Raw genomic sequence first — 20,854 nt, forward strand, 5'->3', positions numbered from 1 at the left:
CTTTTATTTTGCGGCCGCCGGAAGTGAATTCCGCCGGCCTTCGGCGCAAAAGCGCCGTCCCGCTGCGCGGGTCCCGTGGGCAATATGCTGCCCGTTACCCCACCAGACTCCCCAGCCACTGGCTCACCGGTATGTATCCCAGCGGCAGAAAAATCGCCGGCAGCATATTGCCCACCCGCAGTTTCTCCTTGGGCAGGCCCAGCATATTGACGCCGATGCCCACGATGATGGTGCCTCCCACGGCGCTCATCTCGTTGATCACCGCCGGGTCCATGCCCTGGCCCACCGCGGCGAAAATCAGGGTCAGGCCCCCCTGGTAAACCAGAATGGGCACAGCGGCAAACAACACCCCCACCCCCATGGCGGCGGCAAAGGTGATGGAGGTCACCCCGTCAATGACCGCCTTTGAGATAATGATGTCGTAATTGTGGTTCATGCCCGCCTCCATGGAGCCGTTGATGGCCATGGCCCCCACGCAGAAGAGCACCGAGGCGTTGACAAAGCCCTCCACAAAGCGGTTGTTGCCCTCGCCCCGGACCAGCCGGCGGCGGAGCAGCTCCCCCACCCCGTCCATCCGCTTTTCAATATTGATGGCCTCCCCCAGCAGGGTGCCCACCACCATGCACACGATGACGCACAGGCTGTCCGCCGTGGCGATCATGCTGGTGATGCCGATGCCCAGCACGCACAGACCCAGGGCAAAGGTGAGGCCCGAGGCAAACCGGGCGCTGATGCGGTTTTTGAATACCAGTCCCAATACGCTCCCCAGAACGATGAGGACCACGTTGATCACGGTGGCAATCATAGCTTCTCCTGCTTTCACACTGCAATGCGTTAATAGCGCTATGATACCCCTTTTTTTCCCATTTGTCAACGGACGACGTATGGCGGACAACCCGTTGGGAATACAGTGGTAGGCGAAGGGAGGCGGCGCCATGAAGCTCGACCGGACATCCATGCTATACGGTACTCTGCTGCTCACAGGCACCGGGATCTGCTCCCAGGCCCTGGGATTTGTATACCGCATTCTGCTGTCCCGGCTCATCGGGGCGGAGGTGATGGGCCTGTACCAGCTGGTGATGCCGGTGTACTCGGTGCTCATGTCCATCACCGCCGTGGGGCTGACGGCGGCGGTGTCCAACCTGTCGGCCAGCTACCACGCCGTGGGCAACCGGGCGGCCATTGCCGCCCTGCTCCGCCGCTGCCTGACGCTGTTTCTGGTCCTGTTCGCCCCGGCGGCGGCGGTCACCGTGCTGTGCTACGACCCCATCTCGGTCTATCTGCTGGGGGACGCCCGCACCCAGACCGGGCTGGTGCTGCTGCTGCCCTGCGTACTGCTCACCGGGGTGGAGAATCTGCACAAGCACTACTTCTACGGCACGGGGAACGTGCGGCCCCCGGCGGCGGTGGAGCTGTGCGAGCAGATCATCCGGGCGGGGGCGGTGCTGGGGCTGCTGGTGCTGTTCCTGCCCCAGAACCCGGAGCGGACGGTGGCCCTCATTGTACTGGGCATGACGGCCTGCGAGCTGTTTTCCGCCCTCACCCTCCTGCTGCTGGCCCGCCGCAGCCTGGACCGGGCCGCCGGCCTGCCGGGGCGGGTCCCTGGCAGGCGGGAGCTGAACCGGAAGGTGGCGGCGCTGGCCCTGCCGGTGGCCATGACCAGCCTGCTGGGCAACCTGATGGGGTCGGCCACGGCGGTGATCATCCCCCAGCAGCTGGTGCGGGCGGGGGCGGAGGTAAGCCAGGCCATGAGTGCCTTCGGCGTGCTGTGCGGCATGACCATCCCCATGCTCTGCCTGCCCACCGCCTTCATCGGGGCCCTGGGCCTCACCCTAATGCCCCGGCTGGCCCAGGCCGCCGCCCTGGGCCGGACCGACCTGGTCCGCAGCCGCCTGGACCGGGCCATGCTGGCCACCTCGGTGCTGGTGCTCCCCGCCATGGCCCTGCTCACCGTGCTGGGCCCCACCCTGGGGGTGCTCCTCTTCCGGGAGCCCACGGCGGGAAACTATCTGCTCCCCCTGGCGGTGGGGGTGGCTCTGTCCTGCTGGCAGGCGGTGCTCTCCGGCGCCCTCAACGGGGTGGGGCGGCAAAGCACCGCCGCCCGCAACGCCCTGCTGTCCGCCGTGGCCGAGCTGGGGTGTACCTACTTCCTCATGGGCCTGCCGGGGGTGGGACTGCGGGGCTATGTGGCGGGTTTTGTGCTCTCCGCCGCCCTGGGGGCCTGGCTCAACTGGCGTGGGGTACACAAGGCCACCGGCCTGAAGGCCCGGTTTTTTGCCTGGTGCGCCGCCCCCGGCCTGGCCGCTCTGCTGATGGGCCTGGTGACCCGGCTGCTCTTTCTCACCCTCCGCTCCCGCGGACTGGCCGACATCCCCAACCTGGGGGTGTGCCTGGTGTTCGGCGGCGTGTTTTATCTGGCCGCCCTCCAGGCCCAGGGGGTGTCCCTCCGCTCCATCTTCCTCCGAAAATGAAGACAGCGGCGGCCCGCAACGGGCCGCCGCTGTCTTGCGCTTACTCCTTGGAGAACTGATCCTTGCCCACGCCGCACAGGGGGCACACCCAATCGGCGGGCACCTGCTCCCAGGGGGTGCCGGGGGCCACGCCGTTGTCCGGGTCGCCGTTGGCGGGGTCATAGATATAGCCGCAGATATCGCAAACATACTTGTCCATGAGAAAATCTCCTTTTCTGAATTGTGTTGCAAAAGGCAGGCGGGGCAAACAGCCTTGCCGAATCCCCTGCCTTGTGGTATGATACGCTTGTTACGCTATTATTTATAACACATGAGGGTACATCGTGAAAATTGGCAATATCACCATAAATACAAAGCTGGCATTGGCCCCTATGGCCGGAGTGACGGACCTGGGGTTCCGCACCGTCTGCCGGGAGCTGGGAGCGGGATATACCGTTACCGAGATGGTCAGCTCCAAGGCCCTGTGCTACCAGGATAAAAAGTCCATTCCCCTGCTGAAGCTGGGGGAGGGGGAGCATCCCGCCGCCGCCCAGCTCTTTGGCAGCGACCCGGCCTGCATGGAGCAGGCGGCGGGCATCGCCGCGGAGGTGTCCGGGGCGGATATCATCGACATCAACATGGGCTGTCCGGTGCCCAAGGTGGCCAACTCCGGGGACGGCTCGGGGCTGATGAAAAACCCCGACCTGGCGGTGAAGGTGGCCGAGGCGGTGCTCCGGGGCGCTGGCGGAAAGCCGGTGACGGTGAAATTCCGGCTGGGCTGGGACAAGGGTTCCATCAACTGTGTGGAGTTTGCCCAAGCCATGGAACAGGCCGGCGTGTCCGCCGTGGCGGTCCACGGCCGCACCAAAACCCAGATGTATGCCGGGAAGGCCAACTGGGACTACATCAAGGCGGTAAAGGAGGCGGTGTCCATTCCGGTCATCGCCAACGGGGACGTATTTGAGCCGGAGGACGCGGTGCGGATTTTGAAGTACACCGGGGCGGACATGGCTATGATCGGCCGGGGCTGTTTCGGCAACCCCTGGCTGTTCCAGCGGGCCCTTGCCGCTCTGGAGGGCAGGGAGATCCCCCCGCTGCCCCCCCTGGCCCGGCGGTGCGACACGGCGGTGCGGCAGTTTGAGCTGTCCGCCGCCCAGAAGGGGGAACACATCGCCTGTCTGGAGGCCAGGAAGCACTACGCCTGGTATCTGAAGGGGGTCCCCTACGCGGGCTACTATAAGGAGCAGATCAGCCACGTGTCCACCCTGGAGGACATCTACCGGGTGACGGCGGGCATCAAGCGGGATCTGAAGGACGGGGAGCGGTAAGGGCCGCCGCCCGGAGCAGGAGGTGAGGAAGGCGTGAAACCGGAATGGGAGCTGGTCCAGCGGGCCCGGCAGGGGGACGAGGACTGCTTTGCCGCCCTGGTGGAGCAGAACCAGGGCCGCATTTACAACCTGGCCCTGCGGATGGTGGGCAACCCGGACGACGCGGCGGAGCTGTGCCAGGAGGCCTTCCTCAACGCCTGGAAGGGCCTGGGGAAATTTCAGGGGGACAGCTCCTTTGCCACCTGGCTCTACCGGCTGACCAGCAATGTGTGCATCGACTTTCTCCGCAAGGAGAAGCGGCGCAGCGCCCTGTCCATGACGGTCTCCCTGGACGACGGCGGGGAGGAGCAGCAGGCCGACCTGCCCGACGAGCGGTACTCTCCCCACGCGGAGGCCGAGCGTCGGGAGCGGCAGGACACCCTGCGGGCGGGCCTGGCCGCCCTGTCGGAGGAGCACCGGAAGGTGCTGGTCCTGCGGGAGCTGGAGGGGCTGTCCTATGGGGAGATCGCCCAGCTGCTGGAGGTGGAGGAGGGCACGGTGAAGTCCCGCATCGCCCGGGCCCGGCTGGCCCTGCGGAAATATTTACTCCAGAGCGGGAACTTTTTCGACGATCCTTCGTCCATAAAGTGAAATAACCGGAATTGGATTCCGGCAAACAAGGAGGGATCGACATGCTGGACTGTGATCAGGCGCTGGAACTGCTCAGCGCAAAGATAGACGGCGCTCTGACGGCGGAGGAGTCCGCCGCACTGGAGGAGCACCTGGCGGCGTGCCCGGCGTGCCGGGCGCTCCTGGCCGATTTTGAGTCGCTCCACATGGAGCTGCCCCGGCTGGCGGCCCAGCCCCCGACCGGTCTGAAGGACGATATCATGGCGGCGGTGCGCCAATCCAAGGTGACGCCCTTCCAGGGCAAACAGAAACAGTGGCGGTGGCGCTCGCTGGCCTCGCTGGCGGCGGTGCTGGTACTGGTGTTTGTGGGCGGCAGCGCCCTGCGCCAGTGGGACGGCGCCGCCTCCCGGGCGGGACAGGTCCCGGCGGCGGGGGGAGAACCGGCATCCAACGCCGCCCAGGACACCACAGCCCCCGCCGTAGCGGCGGCCACCCCGGACGCCCAGCTTGCTGGCGGCACCGAGGAAAAAGCCGGCCGGAACCTGGAGGATGCCGATGAGCCTTCTATCCAGGTCTACACCGAACAGCAGCAGGTTGAGAGCACCGCTCCTCCCGCCACCTCCGCCCCCACACAGGAGATCGCCCCGGCGGAGGGGAACAGCCCTGACCCCGGCCTGCCGGAGGAACGGGTGAATCCCACCGGGCTGACCATCACCCCCGACAGCATGGAACTGACCCAGGCACAGGCGTTGGAAAAGCTGGCCTTGTATCTGGGTTGGGCGGCGGACAGCCTGACGGCGGACAGCTCCGGCGTGCTTACCGGACCCAATGAGGACGGGGTCACCCGCACCATCACCTGCACCGGCCTGAACGAGGCCGGCACCGGCTGGGTCTGCCAGGTGGAGGAGATCCACCCCGGCGCCGACGGTACCGCCAGCTGCGCCACCTACACCGTCCCTCTGGACGGAAGCGAGATTACCCAACCCTGATGAGCCGTAAAAAAGCGCGGGCCGCCGGCCCGCGCTTTTTTGCGCTCTGATGTGACGGAAAACCGCCCTGCCGCGTATTTCAGGTGAAAGGCCTTTTCAACCACTTTGGAAAGGAGGGAGATCGGAATGGATGGAAACGCTCAGGAGTTTTCCACCCATGCGGAGGAATTGGTGGACAAATACGCCAGGCTGGTCTACCAGCTGGCCTACGCACGCACCCGCAGCAGGGAGGCGGCGGAGGATATCTTTCAGGACGTGTTTCTCAGGCTGGTGAGCAAGCGGCCGGTTTTTGACAGCGAGGAACATGAAAAAGCCTGGTTCTGCCGGGTGACCGTCAACTGCGCCAACTCTTACTGGCGCAATCCTTTTCGCCGCCGGACCCAGCCGCTGGACGAGACCCGGGCCGGAGAACTGGCCGCACCCGGCCCCGAGGAGGGCGGCGGGGCGCTGGACGCCTGCCTGGACCGGCTTTCCCCACAGCTGCGCACCGTGGTCCATCTCTACTATTACGAGGGCTATTCCGGCCCGGAGATTGCCGCCCTGCTGGGCAAGGGGGAGTCCGCCGTGCGGATGGCCCTCATGCGGGCCCGGCGGCAGCTGCGGGATTTTTGGGAAGAAGGAGGGAATTCCTGTGTTTGAGCATGAGTACCAAAGCCGCTTTGACGCCGTGGCCCCCAGCCCGGAGCTGGTGGCCGACACCAAAATCAGGCTGCGCGCCGCCCTGGCCGGGAAGCAGCGGCCCCGCCGCCACCTGACCCGCCGGGGGCTGGCCGCTCTGGCTGCCGCCGCCGTCCTCACCGTCTCCGCCCTGGCGGCGGCTCCCGCCGTCTGGCAGACCATTCAGAAAGACCTGGGCAACCGGGCCCCTTGCCATCGGCAGGCCCGGCTGGCGCTGAACCGGGAGGAACTCCCCGCTCAGACTCTGGAAAGCTCCGTCACGGATACCGGCGTCACTGTTCTCCAGCCTGACCAGAACCACATGGCGCTGGAGAAAGATGGGGCTGTCTCCATCTCATCCATGGGCTTTGCCGCCGATGGACGCTATCACGTGCGCTTTGTCCAGGAGGGCACTATCTTCCCACTGATGGACAATGGAAGTCCCTGCTATGTGGAGTATTACCTGTATGACCCGGAGAACCCGGATCGCTGGCCTCAGCAGGACGTGGGAGACGTCATCTGCACCGCCGTGCAGGACGGATGGGACGTTTGCCTGCCCAGCCTGACGCCGGATACCCTGAAGTACCTGGAGCTGGTCCAGTTGCGTACGGAATACGCAGCGGGGGGCGGCCGGCTCGAAGGCAACTGGAAGATCACCGTTCCGGTGGAGGTGATGGCTCTGCGCGCCGCCACTCCAGCCACAACTCTGGTTTTCCCCTATACCCACGGCGGAGAGATGCCCTTCGGCCACGACTGGGACGCCCGGTTGAAGCAGCTCACGGTCTCTCCCCTCAGCGTCTGCGCCGACTTTGTTACACCGGAGGGACAGGAGTACCCCTGCCAGCTCACCGGCACAGAGCTCTCTCTCTTACCGTCACTCTGGCCGACGGCTCCGTGCTCACACCGGCCTATTATGACGAGGTGTGGAGCCAGCGGACAGGTTGGGTGATGTGGGAATTTGAAGCGCCCATCCAGCCGGAACAGGTGCGTTCTGTCACACTCAACGGCCAGAGTGTCCCCTTCCCATAAAGAACAACGCGCCGCAGGATCCTGCGGCGCGTTGCTTTTGCATATTCCCTTTCGTTCAGGGGCCCAGCGGGCCTTTCGGCCCCAGCGCTCCGGGTCCCAGCAGCTCGTTATACAGCTTCAGCTGGGCGTCCAGCAGCTCCCGCTGCTCTTTGAGCCCCTGCTTTTCCTCCAGGAGCGCGGCATATTGGCTCAGAAAATCGGCGTCCGCCAGCTGGCCCAGCTTGTACTGGTACTCCAGATTTTTCTTGTCCAGCTCCAGCAGCTCCTCCTGGAGCTTCAGCGCCTCCTTCTCCTGCTGGAGGGAAAGGGCGCTCTCCAGCGACAGGTCCACGCTGCCGCTGAGATACAGCTGATACTGCAGCTCATGGGGCTTCTGGATCTCCCCCAGCAGCGTCAGCTGGTACTCGGCGTTTTTCTTGTCCCACTCGTACTGCTCCTTCTGGAGCTTCAGCTCATACTCCCGGGCCTTGAGCTGGGTCAGGGTCTCGTACTGCGCCGACCAGTCCTCCTCGCCATAGCCGTAGTACCACAGCCCGGCAGGCCGTTCCAGCAGCCGTATCTGCTCCCGAAGGGGCTCCAGCTGCAGCTCGGCCAGCTTCTTGCTCGCTTCCGCGGTATAGAATTGGCTCCACAGCTCGTCGCTGCTCTGGGTCACATAGCTCTGGATCACATTGGGCTCAGACGTCTGGGGCAGCTGCTGAGCTTCCACACCGGGGGCGGCCACGGCCGGGGCACCCACCGTCAGGCACAGGCCCGCCAGCAGCAGAGCGGGCAGCATGTTTCTCCGCTTCATCGGCTCTCCTCCTCTTTCCTTGTCCGCAGGAAAACGCACCTTACAGGTGTAACGTATCATACTCCGGGCCATTTGTGCATACACTTTTCTTTTTTTGTTTGTCCATACAGTCTCTGGAAGGAGCATGCAGGACCCTCCCCCAGGATTTGCGCGATTTTTCTAAAGTTTTTGTTGTAACCGCCGCCGCTTTCATGTATAATGGACAACAGCAGTTTACCGTACTGCTCCGCGATTCCAAATGTAAGGAGAGGAAACAAGTTATGAGCTATTCCGTACAAAACATCCGCAACGTCTGTCTGCTGGGCCACGGTGGCAACGGAAAGACTTCTCTGGCGGAGAGCATGCTGTACTTGACCGGTGGCACCCCCCGTCTGGGCAATCCCGTGGACGGGAACACCGTTTGCGATTATGATCCCGAGGAGACCCGCCGTCAGATTTCCATCTCCACCGCGGTGGCTCCTGTGGAATATAACGGCTGTAAGATCAACGTGCTGGACACCCCGGGCTACTTCGACTTCTCCGGCGAGGTCATCGAGGCCCTGCAGGTCTCCGACGCCGCCATCATCGTCTGCTCCGCCAAGGGCGGCATGAGCGTGGGCGCGGAGAAGGCCTGGAAGCTGTGCCAGCAGCGCAAGCTGCCCCGGCTGCTCTATATCTCCAAAACCGACGAGGACAACTCCGACTACAACGCCGCCTTCGACACCCTGCGGGAGCGGTTCGGCAAGAACATCGCCCCGGTGGTGGCGCCCATCTGGGACGCGGACAAGAAGGTCATCGGCTTTATCGACGTACTCCACAAGCGGGCCTTTGAGGCCGGCCCCAAGGGCGAACGCGTGGAGATCGACGTGCCCGACGACAAAAAGCCCGTGCTGGACGAGCTGTACGACGCCCTGAAGGAGTCCGTGGCCGAGACCAGCGAGGAGCTGATGGACAAGTACTTCTCCGGCGAGGACTTTACCTACGCCGAGATGATCCAGGGCCTGCGGGCGGGCGTGAAGGACCTGTCCCTGTTCCCCGTGGTGTGCGGCTCCGCCGTCTCTGGCCTGGGCACCCGTATGCTGCTGGACATCATTGTGGAGCTGCTCCCCTCCCCGCTGGAGGGCCGCCCCCTGATGGGCGAGAACGAGAAAGGCGAGCTGGACGAGTTCGTCCCCTCCCCCGGCGCTCTGCCCTGCGCCCTGGTGTGGAAGACCGTGTCCGACCAGTACGGCAAGTACTCCTATGTGAAGGTGCTCTCCGGCAACCTGAAGCCTGACATGCAGATGGTCAACTCCCGCACCGGCGCCACCGAGAAGCTGGGCCGGCTGTACGTGATGAAGGGCAAGAAGGCCGAGGAAGTCAAGGAGCTGGAGTGCGGCGACATCGGCGCCATCGGCAAGATGGAGAAGGTCAAGACCGGCGACACCCTCTCCGATCCCCGGAAGGTGGTCAAGCTGGAGCCCATTCCCTTCCCCGAGCCCTGCTATTCCGTGGCCATCACCCCCAAGACCAAGGGCCAGGAGGATAAGATTGCCGCCGGCCTCACCCGCCTGAACGAGGAGGACCTGACCTTCAACTGGGTGAACAACGCTGAAACCCACCAGATGGTGGTCTCCGGCACCGGCGATATGCAGATGGACGTGATCCTGTCCCGGCTGAAGAGCCGCTTCGGCGTGGACGCCGAGCTCAGCGAGCCCCGCGTGGCCTACCGGGAGAAGATCCGCAAGAAGGTGGAGGTCCAGGGCCGCCACAAGAAGCAGACTGGCGGCCACGGCCAGTTCGGCGACGTGTGGATGCGCTTTGAGCCCGGCGACACCGAGGAGCTGCAATTCTGCGAGGAGGTCGTGGGCGGCGCGGTGCCCAAGAACTACTTCCCCGCGGTGGAGAAGGGCATGCGGGAGGCCGTGGTCCACGGCGTGCTGGCGGGCTATCCGGTGGTGTACCTGAAGGCCACCCTGTTCGACGGCTCTTACCATCCGGTGGACTCCTCCGAAATGGCCTTCAAGACCGCCGTACAGATCGCCTACAAGACCGGCATGCCCCAGGCCAGCCCCGTGCTGCTGGAGCCCATCGGCGAGCTGAAGGTCACCATCCCCGACAGCTACATGGGCGACGTCATCGGCGATCTGAACAAGCGCCGGGGCCGCGTTATGGGCATGAACCCCGACGGCGATGGCAATCAGGTGGTGGAGGCCGAGGTGCCTATGGCCGAGATGGGCCGTTACGCCATCGACCTGCGGTCTATGACCCAGGGCCGGGGCTCCTTCACCTTCCACTTTGTCCGCTACGAGGACGCTCCTCCTGCCGCCCAGGAGAAGGCCATCGAGGCTGCCAAGGCCATGCAGGACGAAGCCGACTAACCCAAACCACAAAGCGCCCCGGCCACCGGCCGGGGCGCTTTTCTCATGGTCAGATCTTCTTACGGGGCCAGGAGCCTGGCCCCCTCCTCCGTCTGCTCAAACTGGAGGGAGACCCCAATGGTGCGGAACGCCCCATCGTGGTTCCAGCTCCCCGCCAGCCGCCTCTCCAGGGCGGTGACGGCGGGATACTGGAGCCAGGTTTTCTGGTGGGTATAGTCCAGCCAGCCGTTGATGATATAGCCGTCCCGCACCTCCTCTATGGAATAGGTCAGATATCCCCGGCAGTTCTCCCCGCCGGGGGGCACGGAAAAGGCGGCGAACACGTCGTTTCCGCTGTGCTGTTCCCAGGGCAGGCTGCCGGCGGTACAGGTCCGTTCCCCCAGGAAGTAGTAGGGGGCGGCGTAGCTCTCACCGTTCTGCTCATACAGCACCCGGCCGGTCACCTGACCCGCAGAGCGCCAGCCCTCCGGCAGGTCCTCATAGACCGTCCGCAGCTGGATTGCCTCGGTGCCATGGAAGCCGGGATCCGCCAGCCAGAGGAAGTGGTGAATGATGATCCACCGCTCCTTCTCCCCCGGCACCTCCACTCCAACGCCAGTCACCCGCAGCTTCGGCATGTCGCCGCCGTCCACCGCCTCGTCGTCCACGTCCACCACCACCTGGAGGGCTCCCTCGCAGGCCGCCAGCTCCTCCGCCGTCAGATCATCGAGCACATACTCCGGCATGCCCAGCTGCAGCAAATGGGCCCTGAGCCCTGCCGCCTCACCGTCCGGCCCCGCTTCAACCGGCGTCCACTCCATGGGGTAGCGGCTCCCCAGCAGATACCCGCAGGCGCAGCCCGCCGTCAGCAGGGCGGCAAGGGCCAGTACCAGCGTCCGGTCGCTCACCCGCACCGGGGCGGGCCGGACGGCGTAGCCCGCCTGATCCAGTTCCTTGGAGAGCCTCCACAGACTGCGGAGGACGAGGGCGTATCCCGCCAGCATAGCCGCCAGCAGGAGCCACCCGATCCTGTCCCCCGCCAGGGCCAGCAGCCACAGCAGGGCGTACCACACCATCAGGGCCGCCGCATTCCAGGCGCGGGGCGTTTCCCCCGCTTTCCGCTGCACCGCCCGCAGGCCCCGCCAGAGGCAGAAGAACTCCATAAACAGCAGCGCCAGGCTGAGGCCGGTAAGGGCATTGGCCAGGGAGGAGGCGTGAACCGCCCGCTGCCAGATGGTGGTATTGAGGACCAGGTCGGCGCACACATACGCCGTCCGCAGGACTGTCACGGCATAACAGGCCCCAAACCACCGGTTTTCCCGCCGCAGGGCCCGGAACCCCAAAAGCAGCAGCACCATGCCGATGGCGGGCAGAAGCAAATGAAGATTCAGGACGTTCAGGGTGAGGGTGGTGAGGGCCATCCCCGCCAGCAGCCACCTCATGGCCCTTTTCCACGGGGTCACCCGCTTCACCACATCCTTGGGCGGCAGCCCGGTGAGGCTGCTTTCCAGCAAGGCGTCAAAGTCGTCCCCGCCCATCCGGTTCCACCCCTGGTCACCCATGCTCCTCACCTCCCAACAGGGTGCGCAGCCGCTTTTTCAGCCGGTACAGCCGCCCCTCCACCGCCCGCTGGCTCAGACCCAGCTCGGCGGCGATCTGGGCGGTGGACTGGCGGTAGTAATATTTCCGGTAAAACAGGGCCCGGTCGCTGCCGGGCAGCCTCTCCAGGGCACGCCGCACCGCCTCCTGCCGCTCCCGGAGCAGCACCGCCTCCTCCGGGGTGGGCTCCGGTGAGGGCATATGTTCCTCCACTTGGCCAACCATATACCGGCGGGCCTGCCTTCTGGCGTAATCCAGAGCGGTATTCCGGGCCACGGCGGTGAGCCAGGCGGTCCAGCTCCCCCGGGCCGGGTCAAACTGCCCGCTTCTTTCCCACACCCGCAGCGCCGTCTCGGAAAGGCAGTCCTCCTGATCCTGGGGGTTGGGCAGGATGGGGGCGATGACATAGCGCAGCAGCGGCCCATAGCGCCGCAGCAGGTCAACCAGCTCCCTCTCGTCCACGCCGCCGCCTCCTCTCCCGGTCCTTTCCCTCTACTATACGCCGCCCGGCGGAAAAACCCACGGACAAAAAACGCCTGTCCCCACGCAACATGGGGACAGGCGCTTTTCTCATAAAACCCGGGCCTCCGCCAGGTGGCTCTGGATGCGCTGGATGATCATATCCATGGCCACGGCGTTTTTTCCGCCCTCGGGGACGATGATATCGGCGTACCGCTTGGAGGGCTCCACAAACTGCTCGTGCATGGGCTTGACGGTGGTGAGATACTGCTGCACCACCGAGTCCAGGGAGCGGCCCCGCTTCTTTACGTCCCGCATGATCCGCCGGAGGATACGCACGTCGGCGTCGGTATCCACGAAGATCTTAATATCCATCAGCCGCCGCAGCTCCGGCTCGGCAAAAATCAGGATGCCCTCTATCAGAATCACCGGGGCGGGGCACACCTCCACCGTCTCCGCCGCCCGGTTGTGGATGGTGTAGTCGTAGGTGGGGCTCTCCACCCGCTCGCCCCGGCGCAGGGCCTTCAGGTCCTCCACCACTCGGGGGGTATCAAAGGCGTCAGGGTGATCGTAGTTCAGCTTACACCGCTCCTCAAAGGGCATATCGCTGTGCTCTTTGTAGTAGTTGTCATGGTACAGGATGGAGACCAAATCCCCAAACCGCTCCTTCAAACCCAGCGTCAGGGTGGTCTTGCCCGAGCCGGTGCCGCCGGCGATGCCGATGATCATGGTGTCCATTTCCGTCCGCTCCCCCGTTTTTTCTCCAGTATAGCACAGGGCGGCGGCGGGTACAAGGGTTCCGGCTCATTCCTCCTGGGCCTGAAACAACAGCCGGTAGTCCGTCCCCTCCTGGGCATACACCGCCTCCAGGTCCTCGTCTGCCCAGCCGGTCTGAAACGGGGCGGAAAACCGGACGCAGGTGCCGCAGGAGACCGACAGCTTCCGGGGTACCGGGGCCAGCACCGCCCGCTCCCCCAGTCCGGCCAGCCGCCGCTGGAAGCACAGGGCCCCGTAATGGGTATGGAAGGTGGCGATGTGAGGCAGCTCAGGAGATGGTGAGCTCATAGTCCTCTCCCACGGCCTTCCAGCTCACCTGGTAGCCGTTGTTGGTTGCAAAGCGGCGGATGTTCTGCAAGGGGGTCTCGCTGTCCACCAGCACGGTGAGAGGGGTGCCCTGCTCCAGGGCCTTTTTGGTCATGAGTACCGGCTCGGGGCAGGAATAGCCTCTGGCGTCGATCTGATTCATAGTTCCACCTCACACTTTCTTTACGTTGGCCCCGCCGATGGCGCACACCACCGCCAGGCCGATGATCACGGCCACCTTACCGGCAAAGCTGGGCCCGTCGGTGGAGGAGGCCAGTCCGAAATTGTGGCAGAAGGCGGCCCCCACCACCATACCCAGCACAGCCATGGAGGAGTCGCTGTTGCCGCCACCGGACAGGATCAGCTGCCGCAGGGGGCAGCCGCCCAGCAGCACGGAGCCCAGGCCCACCAGCACCATGCCCAAAAAGTTCCACAGACCGTCGGTGTGGGCCACCGCCTGACCGGCAAAGCCGGGGGTAAAGCCGCCTCGGATGCCCATGGCGCCCACAATCAGGTTGCCCACCAGCACCGCCACAAAAATGGCCACAAAGCCCATCAGCAGGTGGAAGTCCCGGAGCATGATGGCGTCCCGGATGCCGCCGGCCATGCACAGCCGGGTGCGCTGGGCGATGGCGCCCACCGCCAGGCCGGCCACCAGGGCCGCCGCAATGGGGGCCCGCATGGAGCCGGGGCCCTCGGTGGAGAAGAAAATAAAGGCGGGGGCGGCGATCACCAGCACCAGCAGAGCCACGTTGACGGCGGGCATCAGCAGACCCTCCACCCTGGCCTGGGGCTGGGACTTTTTCAGGGAGAATCCCTTTTTCAGGAACAGCGTGCCCGCAAAAATACCGGCAATGAAGCCCACCAGGCCCAGAATGGCGTTGCCGTCGCCGCCGCCCAGGCGGATGACCATCCGCAGGGGACAGCCCAGGAACATGAGGGCCCCCACCATGACGCAGAAACCCAGCACGAACCGGGTCATGGGGGAGGAGCCGCCCCGAACCTTGAACTCCTTCCCCGCCAGGGCCGTGATCATGGCCCCCAGCACCAGACCTATGATCTCCGGCCGGATGTACTGCACAATGGGGGCCCGATGGAGCCCCAGACCGCCTGCAATGTCCCGCAGGAAGCAAGCGATACAGAAGCCCATGTTCACCGGGTTGCCCAGGGCCACCAGCACTACGGATGCGATACCCACCACCAGACCGGCCAGAATCACCGGCAGATGCTCCTTCCACCTGGTCACACACACCACTCCTTAAAATTTTTTAGGAAAACAAAAATTTCGTTCTCTCAGGTGATTATAGCTCCCGGCGGTGAAAAATGGAAACTGGTTTTTCCTATATTGTCAATGCATTATATAGAAAAATCCAATAAAATGTGGTATGCTTTGCACAGGCAAAGGGGCCGGGCGGCAGCGCCGCCCGGCCCCTCGTCCGGTTCTCAGATGATGCGAAGCAGTTTTTCCCCTCTGGGGCGTACCGCCCCCACGGCGGCGGCGGACACGCCGCTGTCGGCCAGCCGACGCAGCAGCTCCTCCGCCCGGTCCTCCGGGATACTGACCAGCAGACCTCCGGCGGTCTGGGGATCGTAGAGGCAGTCCAGCACCTCCTGGGGGAATTCCCCCGCTCTCTCCACCTCCGGCCCGGCAAAATCCAGGTTGCGGTAGGCTCCGGCGGGGATGATCCCGTCCCGGGCCAGCTCCAGGGCCCTGGGCAGGATGGGGACCCGGTTGGGCCACAGCTCCACCGTCAGGCCGGAGCCCTCCGCCAGTTCCTTGGCGTGGCCCATCAGACCGAAGCCGGTGATATCGGTGCAGGCGTTGGGGCGCAGGGGCACGGCGGCCTCCGCCGCCGCCCGGTTCAGGGTGGTCATCACCGCCACCATCTCCCGGTAATCCCCCTCCTCCAGCAGCTCCGCCTTGGCGGCGGTGGTCAGAATTCCGGTGCCCAGAGGCTTGGTGAGCACCAGAATATCCCCCTCTTTCCCGCCGCTGTTGGTGAGTACCCGGTGGGGGTGGACCAGTCCGGTGACGCACAGGCCATACTTGGGCTCCGGATCCTCGATGCTGTGGCCCCCGGCGATCACCGCACCCGCCTCCGCCACCTTGGAGGCTCCGCCGGCCAGGATCTCCCCCACCGCCTCCAGAGGCAGGCAGGAGGGGAAGGCCAGCAGATTCATGGCCAGCTTTGGCACGCCCCCCATGGCGTACACGTCGGAGAGGGCGTTGGCGGCGGCGATCTGCCCAAAGGTGTAGGGGTCGTCCACCACCGGCGGGAAGAAGTCCACCGTCTGCACCATGGCGACGTCGTCGCTCACCCGGTAGACGGCGGCGTCGTCGCTCTCGTCAAATCCCACCAGCAGATTGGGGTCCGCTGTTCTGGGCAGGCCGGACAATACATTCCTTAGGACACCCGGTCCTATCTTGGCCCCTCACCCACCGGCCGTGGTCATGGCGGTCAGGCGCAGCTTTTCATACGGCATCTCGTCACCCCCTTTCTGTTCTCCACTATACCCCATTTTTTCCGAAAATACAATGAGGAGGCGGCTCTTATGCAGCTCAAGCAACTGGAGATCTTTGTCCAGGTGGCCCGTCTGCACAGCTTTTCCCGGGCGGCGGAGGCCCTCTATCTGACCCAGCCCACCGTCAGCGCCCACATGAACGCTCTGGAGGAAGAGCTGGGGACCCGGCTGGTGGTACGCTCCACCAAGGAGTTGCGGCTGACGCCCCCCGGCCAGGTGCTGGAGCGCTACGCCGCGGAGATTCTGGGCCTGTGCCAGCTGGCGGAGCAGGAGGTGCGCACCGCCGCCGGGGCCATCGCGGGCACCCTGTCCATCGCCGCCTCCACCGTCCCCGCCCAGTACCTGCTGCCCCAGGCCCTGCCCGCCCTGCGCCAGCGTTATCCCCAGGTTTTTTTCCAGGTGCGCCAGGGGGACAGCAGCCAGGTCATCCAGTGGATGACGGAAAACGGGGCGGAACTGGGGATCGTGGGGGCCCCCGCCCAGCGGCCGGGCCTTTTATGCGTTCCCTTTCTCACCGAGCGCCTGGTGATCGCCGCCCCCAACACGCCCCCCTACCAGCATCTGGAGGGCAACCTCACCCCTCAGCTGCTGCGCACCCTTCCCTTCCTGGTGCGGGAGCCGGGCTCAGGTACCCGGAAGCAGGCCGACCAGTTCCTGCGCAGCCTGGGGCTGGAGCCCCAGGCGCTGAATCTGGCCGCCCAGCTGGAGAGCACCGAGAGCATCCTCCAGGGGGTGAAATACGGCCTGGGCGTGTCCATCGTCTCCCAGTACGCCGCCCGGGAGGAGGCCGCCGCCGGCCGGATCCTGCTGTTCCACTGGGACAGTCCCCTGCTGGAGCGGCAGTTCTACCTGCTCTACCGCCGCTCCGCCGCCCTCTCCCCGGCGGCCGCCATGCTGCTTCAGGAGCTGCCCTCTTTTTACCAAAACCAGGGCTGAGCCGCCGCACCCTCCCCCTCCGCCCCGCATAGGCTGAGGGTGAAAAAACTGAGATTTGGAGGGTCGCCTATGCAAGTTCAGCCTAAGGTACATTATTTTTTGGGGGCCAACTCCCCCACCGGCTTCTACTCCCTGTACGACCAGCTCATCGACCGGGAGGAGGCCCAGGAGCTCTTCATCCTCAAGGGCGGCCCCGGCTGCGGCAAGTCCTCCCTGATGCGCAGGGTGGGGGCGGCTATGGAGGAGCACGGCCTGGAGGTGGAGTACATCGACTGCTCCGGGGACCCGGACTCCCTGGACGCGGTGGTGATCCCCGCCTTGAAAACCGCTGTGGTGGACGGCACCGCCCCCCACGTGGTGGAGCCCCGGTACCCCGGCCTGGTTGAATCTTACGTCAACCTGGGAGCGTGCTACGACCGGGACGGTCTGCTGACGGTAAAGGACGAACTGAAGGGGTGCATGAAGGGGTACAAGGGCTGTTACCAGCGGGCCTACCGCTGCCTTACCGCCGCCGCCCAGCTGGCGGAGGACAACCGCTCCCTCTTACTGACTCAGTCTCTTGAGGACAAACTGGCCCGCCGGGCCAAGGGCATCCTCTCCCGGGAGATGCGGGAGGAAGGGGACCAGGCCGGCCGGTCGGTGCAGCGGTTTCTGAGCGGCATTACCTGGAAGGGTCCTCTGTGGAATTTCGACACGGTTGAATTGTTATGTGAACGGGTCTACGAGCTGTCCGACCCCTGGGGTCTGGCCCACGGGATACTGGTTCAGCTGGCCGCCGGGGCCATGGCCTCGGGCCGGGACGTGATCGTGTGTCCCTCCCCCCTCTGCCCCGACCGGATGGAGCACCTGCTCATTCCCGCCCTGTCCCTGGCCTTCGTCACCACCACCCCGGCCAATCCCTGGCCCCACAAGCCCTACCGCCGCATCCGCATCGACGGCATGGCTGACCCGGAGCTCACCCGCCGCAACCGGGCCCGGCTCCGCTTTGCCCGCAGGGTGGCCGCCGCCCTGACCGAGGAGGCGGTGGACGCCCTGGCCCAGGCCAAGGGAATGCACGACGAGCTGGAACAGCTCTACAACCCCCATGTGGATTTCCCCCGGGTTTACGCCGTGGCCGACGGCCTGATCTGCCACCTGGAGGAGCGGCTGTGAGGGACTGAATTTTTTGCAGCTTTTTTCTTTCTTCTTGCAAATATAGGGGCAGGCCGCCTCCCGGGCGCGCCGGCGGGATTTCATTATGATAGTCCCGCCGGCGCGTCCGTCTGTTTTTCCCTCTATTTGCAGGCGGTGGAAAAAAAGTTGCACTTTCCGACCAGGCCCCAAATTTCCCGCCGGGGAACCCCATTGACAGAATCGCCGGGGCCCTTTTATAATGCCCTTGACAACTCGACCAAAATTCCCGTGGAAGGGAGGCCATCTTTTGGAACACCTGTTAGCGCCGTTGGTGGGAGACGCCTCTCCCGTCACGGTGATCGGTCTGTGCAAGAACGCCGGAAAGACCACCGCCATGCGCCGGCTGATGGCGGAGCTGGGGGAGGAGCGGCTGGCCCTCACCTCGGTGGGCCGGGACGGCGAGAGCACCGACCTGGTCACCGGCACCGAAAAACCCGACCTGTACGTGAAGGCCGGGGACCTGTTCGCCACCGCCCGGGGCATGCTCTCCCTGTGCGACCCCACCCTGGAGGTGGTGGGTCTCACCGACGTGATGACCCCGCTGGGCCCGGTGGCCATCCTCCGGGCCCTGTCCGACGGCTACATTCAGCTGGCGGGGCCCTCCGCCGCCGGGCAGCTGCCCCCCCTGACCAGGACCTTCCTGGAGCTGGGGGCCCAGCGGGTGCTCATCGACGGAGCCGCCGGCCGCAAGTCCCTGGCAGGCGCCGGGGTGGAGGGGGTGGCCCTGCTGTGTACCGGGGCCTCCCTGGACCGGGACATGGAGCTGGTGGTGGCGGAGACCGCCCACACCTGCTGGCTGTTTTCCCGCAAGCCCCCGGAAAACCCCAGACTGCGGCAGGCCCTGGAGGGGCTGGAGGACCGCTTCGCCCTGTTCACTCCGGAGGGGGAGCCCATGGAGCTCCCCCTGGACGAGGGGGGAAGCCCCCGGTGGAACAAGCTGCCCCGGCAGCCCCTGGTGGTGTGGGCGGCGGGCGGGATCATCGACCCGCTGCTGAAAACCCTGGCCCGGCGGGGGGCTCCCACCACCCTGGTGGCGGCCGACGCCACCCATGTGCTGGCGGGCCGGGCCGCCCTGGACCTGTTCCTGCGCACCGGCGGGGAGCTGCTGGTCCGGCGGGAGCTGACCATCGCGGCGGTGGCCGCCAATCCCTGGTCGGCCTACGGCTGGCACTTTGAGCCGGACAAATTTATTGACGCCCTCCGGCAGGTCATCGATCTGCCGGTGGTGAACGTGAAGGAGGCGCAGGCATGAAACTGACCCTGGAACTGCGGGGAAACGCCGGGCTGCAGTGGGTGCTGGAGCGGCTCAGCCCCCTCTCCCCCTTCGGCCGGACGGCGGCCCGGGATCTGCCCTGGTATGGGCCGGGAGACGAGGCCGCTCTGGAGGAGGAACTGGACAACGTGGCGCTGTCCATGGAGCTGTGGAACGCCGGAAATACCCGGCCCCAGGAGGGGCCCGCCTGCGGCTGCGGCGGGACGGAGCTGGACCCGGCGGACCTGAAGGACGCCGCCTCCGCTCTGCGGGGTGTGACCAAGCAGCTGCCCCTGTTCCACGACATCCGGGGGTCCTTCGACCGGGACCCCGGGGTGCCCTTCGACCTGGTGGAGCTCTTTGAGATCAAGCATTTTCTGGTGACGCTGGAGCGGCTGGTGCAGGCCTACGAGGTCATGCCCGCCCTGTCCGGCATTACCTTCCCCTCCCTGGCGGAGGCGCTGGAGCTGATGGACCCCGACGGCCGGCGGCTGCCCACCTTCACCGTGGCCAACTGCTACCACAACGACCTGGCCCCCCTGCGGGTGGAAAAGGCCAAGCTGGAAAAGGCCATCCGCATGACGCAGGACGACAAGCGGGGCCCCCTGCTGGAGAAGCGGCGGCAGCTGGCGGTGCAGGAGGACCATCTGGAGCTGGTGGTACGCCAGGAGCTGACGGAGAAGCTGATGGCCTGGAAGGACCGGTTCCTGTCCAGCATGGAGACCCTGGGCCGGCTGGACCTGATCGTGGCCAAGGCCAAGCTGGCCCTGCGGTATCAGTGCGTCCGTCCCGCCCTCAGCCGGGACAAGACCCTCACCCTGCGGGAGGTGCGCCACCCCCAGGTGGAGGAGGATCTGAGAAACCGGGGGGAGAGCTTCACTCCCCTGGACCTGGACCTGGGGCCGGGCTGCACCGTCATCACCGGCGCCAACATGGGCGGCAAAACGGTGTCCCTGCGCTCCACGGTGCTCTCCCTGCTTTTGTGCCAGTGCGGCTTTTTCGTGTTCGCCCGCTCCGCCTCTCTCCCCCTGTTCGACCGGGTGGAGCTGATCCTGGCCGACAGCGGCCCGGGGGCCGGCGGCCTGTCCTCCTTCGGCAAGGAGGTCCACCTGCTGGACAACCTGCTGCGGGAGACGGCGGGGCAGTTCTTCTTCGTGGCCCTGGACGAGTTCGCCCGGGGCACCAACCCTCAGGAGGGGGCCGCCCTGGCCCGGGCCCTGGTGCGCCACCTGGGGGGCCTGGACTGCATGGCCCTCATGACCACCCACTACGACGGGGTGAGCGACGTGGCCAGCGCCCACTATCAGGTGGCCGGCCTGGTGCGGGACATCCAGGGCGACGAGGGGGACGACCCCCGCAAGCGCATCGCCCGGCGGATGGACTACCGGCTGCAGCCCGCGCCGCCTGGGGCTCCCTGCCCCCGGGACGCCCTGCGGGTGTGCCGCCTGCTCAAGCTGGACCCCACCCTCATGGAACTGTTCCAGGCAGACCTGTAACCCACCGGAAGGCCGCCCGTCTGGGCGGCCTTCCGTCATGTCACCACGTTAACAATGTCCCGCTATAGCGTACAAAAGTCCCCAGGAGAAAGAAAAATTTTGACCCTCAAATTTTTTAAAAAATAGTTGACAAACGAAAACGGCTGGGGTATAGTGTTTT

The 20,854-nt window shown here is 65.4% G+C and carries 21 protein-coding genes; 11 read left to right on the top strand and 10 right to left on the bottom strand.

The features are described from left to right. Nucleotides 1-94: 94 nt before the first annotated feature. Nucleotides 95-805 (bottom strand): DUF554 domain-containing protein, encoded by a 711-nt coding sequence (locus B5F88_RS04615; protein WP_162612111.1) that lies wholly within the window; start codon nucleotides 803-805, stop codon nucleotides 95-97. Nucleotides 806-935: 130 nt separating this feature from the next. Between B5F88_RS04615 and B5F88_RS04620 the strand changes: the two genes are divergently transcribed. After that, entirely contained in the window at nucleotides 936-2,471 is a 1,536-nt protein-coding gene (locus tag B5F88_RS04620; RefSeq protein ID WP_242959636.1) for a polysaccharide biosynthesis C-terminal domain-containing protein, read from the top strand. A 40-nt stretch (nucleotides 2,472-2,511) separates the two neighbouring features. Here the strand turns inward: B5F88_RS04620 and rd are convergent, their stop codons facing one another. Beyond that, nucleotides 2,512-2,670 (bottom strand): rubredoxin, encoded by a 159-nt coding sequence (gene rd / locus B5F88_RS04625; RefSeq protein WP_087342198.1) that lies wholly within the window; start codon nucleotides 2,668-2,670, stop codon nucleotides 2,512-2,514. A gap of 124 nt (nucleotides 2,671-2,794) precedes the next feature. Between rd and dusB the strand changes: the two genes are divergently transcribed. The 5 genes from dusB to B5F88_RS04650 all read left to right on the top strand — a co-directional run bounded on the left by dusB (nucleotide 2,795) and on the right by B5F88_RS04650 (nucleotide 6,982). Next, nucleotides 2,795-3,778 (top strand): tRNA dihydrouridine synthase DusB, encoded by a 984-nt coding sequence (gene dusB, locus B5F88_RS04630; protein WP_087342200.1) that lies wholly within the window; start codon nucleotides 2,795-2,797, stop codon nucleotides 3,776-3,778. Between the two features lie 33 nt (nucleotides 3,779-3,811). After that, a complete protein-coding gene (locus B5F88_RS04635; RefSeq protein WP_087342202.1) occupies nucleotides 3,812-4,408 on the top strand; it encodes a sigma-70 family RNA polymerase sigma factor in 597 nt (198 codons plus the stop codon). Between the two features lie 41 nt (nucleotides 4,409-4,449). Next, nucleotides 4,450-5,376 (top strand): zf-HC2 domain-containing protein, encoded by a 927-nt coding sequence (locus B5F88_RS04640; protein ID WP_087342205.1) that lies wholly within the window; start codon nucleotides 4,450-4,452, stop codon nucleotides 5,374-5,376. Between the two features lie 126 nt (nucleotides 5,377-5,502). Continuing rightward, complete coding sequence (locus B5F88_RS04645; protein ID WP_087342208.1) at nucleotides 5,503-6,015, top strand: RNA polymerase sigma factor; 513 nt, start codon at nucleotides 5,503-5,505, stop codon at nucleotides 6,013-6,015. Beyond that, nucleotides 6,008-6,982, top strand: coding sequence for a hypothetical protein (locus B5F88_RS04650; protein ID WP_087342212.1), 975 nt, complete (start codon nucleotides 6,008-6,010; stop codon nucleotides 6,980-6,982). Before B5F88_RS04645 ends, B5F88_RS04650 begins: the two co-directional genes overlap by 8 nt. Nucleotides 6,983-7,117: 135 nt before the next feature. On the opposite strand, the gene B5F88_RS04655 is transcribed toward B5F88_RS04650, so the two are convergent. Next, on the bottom strand, nucleotides 7,118-7,855 hold the full coding sequence (locus tag B5F88_RS04655) for a hypothetical protein (protein ID WP_087342216.1): 738 nt from the start codon (nucleotides 7,853-7,855) through the stop codon (nucleotides 7,118-7,120). Between the two features lie 260 nt (nucleotides 7,856-8,115). On the opposite strand from B5F88_RS04655, the gene B5F88_RS04660 reads away from it, so the two are divergent. Then, the gene (locus B5F88_RS04660) at nucleotides 8,116-10,194 is read left to right on the top strand and encodes an elongation factor G (RefSeq protein ID WP_087342219.1); all 2,079 of its coding nucleotides are present in this window, start codon (nucleotides 8,116-8,118) and stop codon (nucleotides 10,192-10,194) included. A gap of 59 nt (nucleotides 10,195-10,253) precedes the next feature. Here B5F88_RS04660 and B5F88_RS04665 read toward each other — a convergent pair whose 3' ends face one another. The 7 genes from B5F88_RS04665 to selD all read right to left on the bottom strand — a co-directional run bounded on the left by B5F88_RS04665 (nucleotide 10,254) and on the right by selD (nucleotide 15,798). Further along, on the bottom strand, nucleotides 10,254-11,735 hold the full coding sequence (locus tag B5F88_RS04665) for a hypothetical protein (protein WP_087342221.1): 1,482 nt from the start codon (nucleotides 11,733-11,735) through the stop codon (nucleotides 10,254-10,256). Further along, nucleotides 11,728-12,234 (bottom strand): sigma-70 family RNA polymerase sigma factor, encoded by a 507-nt coding sequence (locus B5F88_RS04670; protein ID WP_087342224.1) that lies wholly within the window; start codon nucleotides 12,232-12,234, stop codon nucleotides 11,728-11,730. The genes B5F88_RS04665 and B5F88_RS04670 overlap by 8 nt, the downstream gene beginning before the upstream one ends. 108 nt (nucleotides 12,235-12,342) lie before the next feature. Next, on the bottom strand, nucleotides 12,343-12,969 hold the full coding sequence (gene udk, locus B5F88_RS04675) for a uridine kinase (protein ID WP_087342227.1): 627 nt from the start codon (nucleotides 12,967-12,969) through the stop codon (nucleotides 12,343-12,345). Between the two features lie 66 nt (nucleotides 12,970-13,035). Next, nucleotides 13,036-13,296, bottom strand: coding sequence for a DUF3343 domain-containing protein (locus B5F88_RS04680; RefSeq protein ID WP_087342230.1), 261 nt, complete (start codon nucleotides 13,294-13,296; stop codon nucleotides 13,036-13,038). Beyond that, nucleotides 13,277-13,477: a sulfurtransferase TusA family protein gene (locus B5F88_RS04685; RefSeq protein WP_087342234.1), complete on the bottom strand. Its 201-nt coding sequence runs from the start codon at nucleotides 13,475-13,477 to the stop codon at nucleotides 13,277-13,279. The genes B5F88_RS04680 and B5F88_RS04685 overlap by 20 nt, the downstream gene beginning before the upstream one ends. 9 nt (nucleotides 13,478-13,486) lie before the next feature. Further along, nucleotides 13,487-14,560: a YedE family putative selenium transporter gene (gene yedE, locus B5F88_RS04690; RefSeq protein ID WP_087342236.1), complete on the bottom strand. Its 1,074-nt coding sequence runs from the start codon at nucleotides 14,558-14,560 to the stop codon at nucleotides 13,487-13,489. 197 nt (nucleotides 14,561-14,757) lie between these two features. Beyond that, nucleotides 14,758-15,798, bottom strand: coding sequence for a selenide, water dikinase SelD (gene selD / locus B5F88_RS04695; RefSeq protein ID WP_087342239.1), 1,041 nt, complete (start codon nucleotides 15,796-15,798; stop codon nucleotides 14,758-14,760). A gap of 69 nt (nucleotides 15,799-15,867) precedes the next feature. On the opposite strand from selD, the gene B5F88_RS04700 reads away from it, so the two are divergent. From B5F88_RS04700 to B5F88_RS04715, 4 genes are all read left to right on the top strand, one after another. Continuing rightward, nucleotides 15,868-16,773 (top strand): selenium metabolism-associated LysR family transcriptional regulator, encoded by a 906-nt coding sequence (locus tag B5F88_RS04700; protein ID WP_087342241.1) that lies wholly within the window; start codon nucleotides 15,868-15,870, stop codon nucleotides 16,771-16,773. Between the two features lie 69 nt (nucleotides 16,774-16,842). Further along, on the top strand, nucleotides 16,843-17,925 hold the full coding sequence (locus tag B5F88_RS04705) for a hypothetical protein (RefSeq protein ID WP_242959638.1): 1,083 nt from the start codon (nucleotides 16,843-16,845) through the stop codon (nucleotides 17,923-17,925). Between the two features lie 268 nt (nucleotides 17,926-18,193). Continuing rightward, nucleotides 18,194-19,198, top strand: coding sequence for a hypothetical protein (locus tag B5F88_RS04710; protein ID WP_087342243.1), 1,005 nt, complete (start codon nucleotides 18,194-18,196; stop codon nucleotides 19,196-19,198). Then, nucleotides 19,195-20,694, top strand: a complete 1,500-nt coding sequence (locus B5F88_RS04715) for a DNA mismatch repair protein MutS (protein ID WP_087342246.1) — start codon at nucleotides 19,195-19,197, stop codon at nucleotides 20,692-20,694. Before B5F88_RS04710 ends, B5F88_RS04715 begins: the two co-directional genes overlap by 4 nt. Nucleotides 20,695-20,854 lie beyond the last annotated feature (160 nt).

The organism is Flavonifractor sp. An306, assembly GCF_002159455.1.
Taxonomy (GTDB): Bacteria; Bacillota; Clostridia; order Oscillospirales; family Oscillospiraceae; genus Flavonifractor.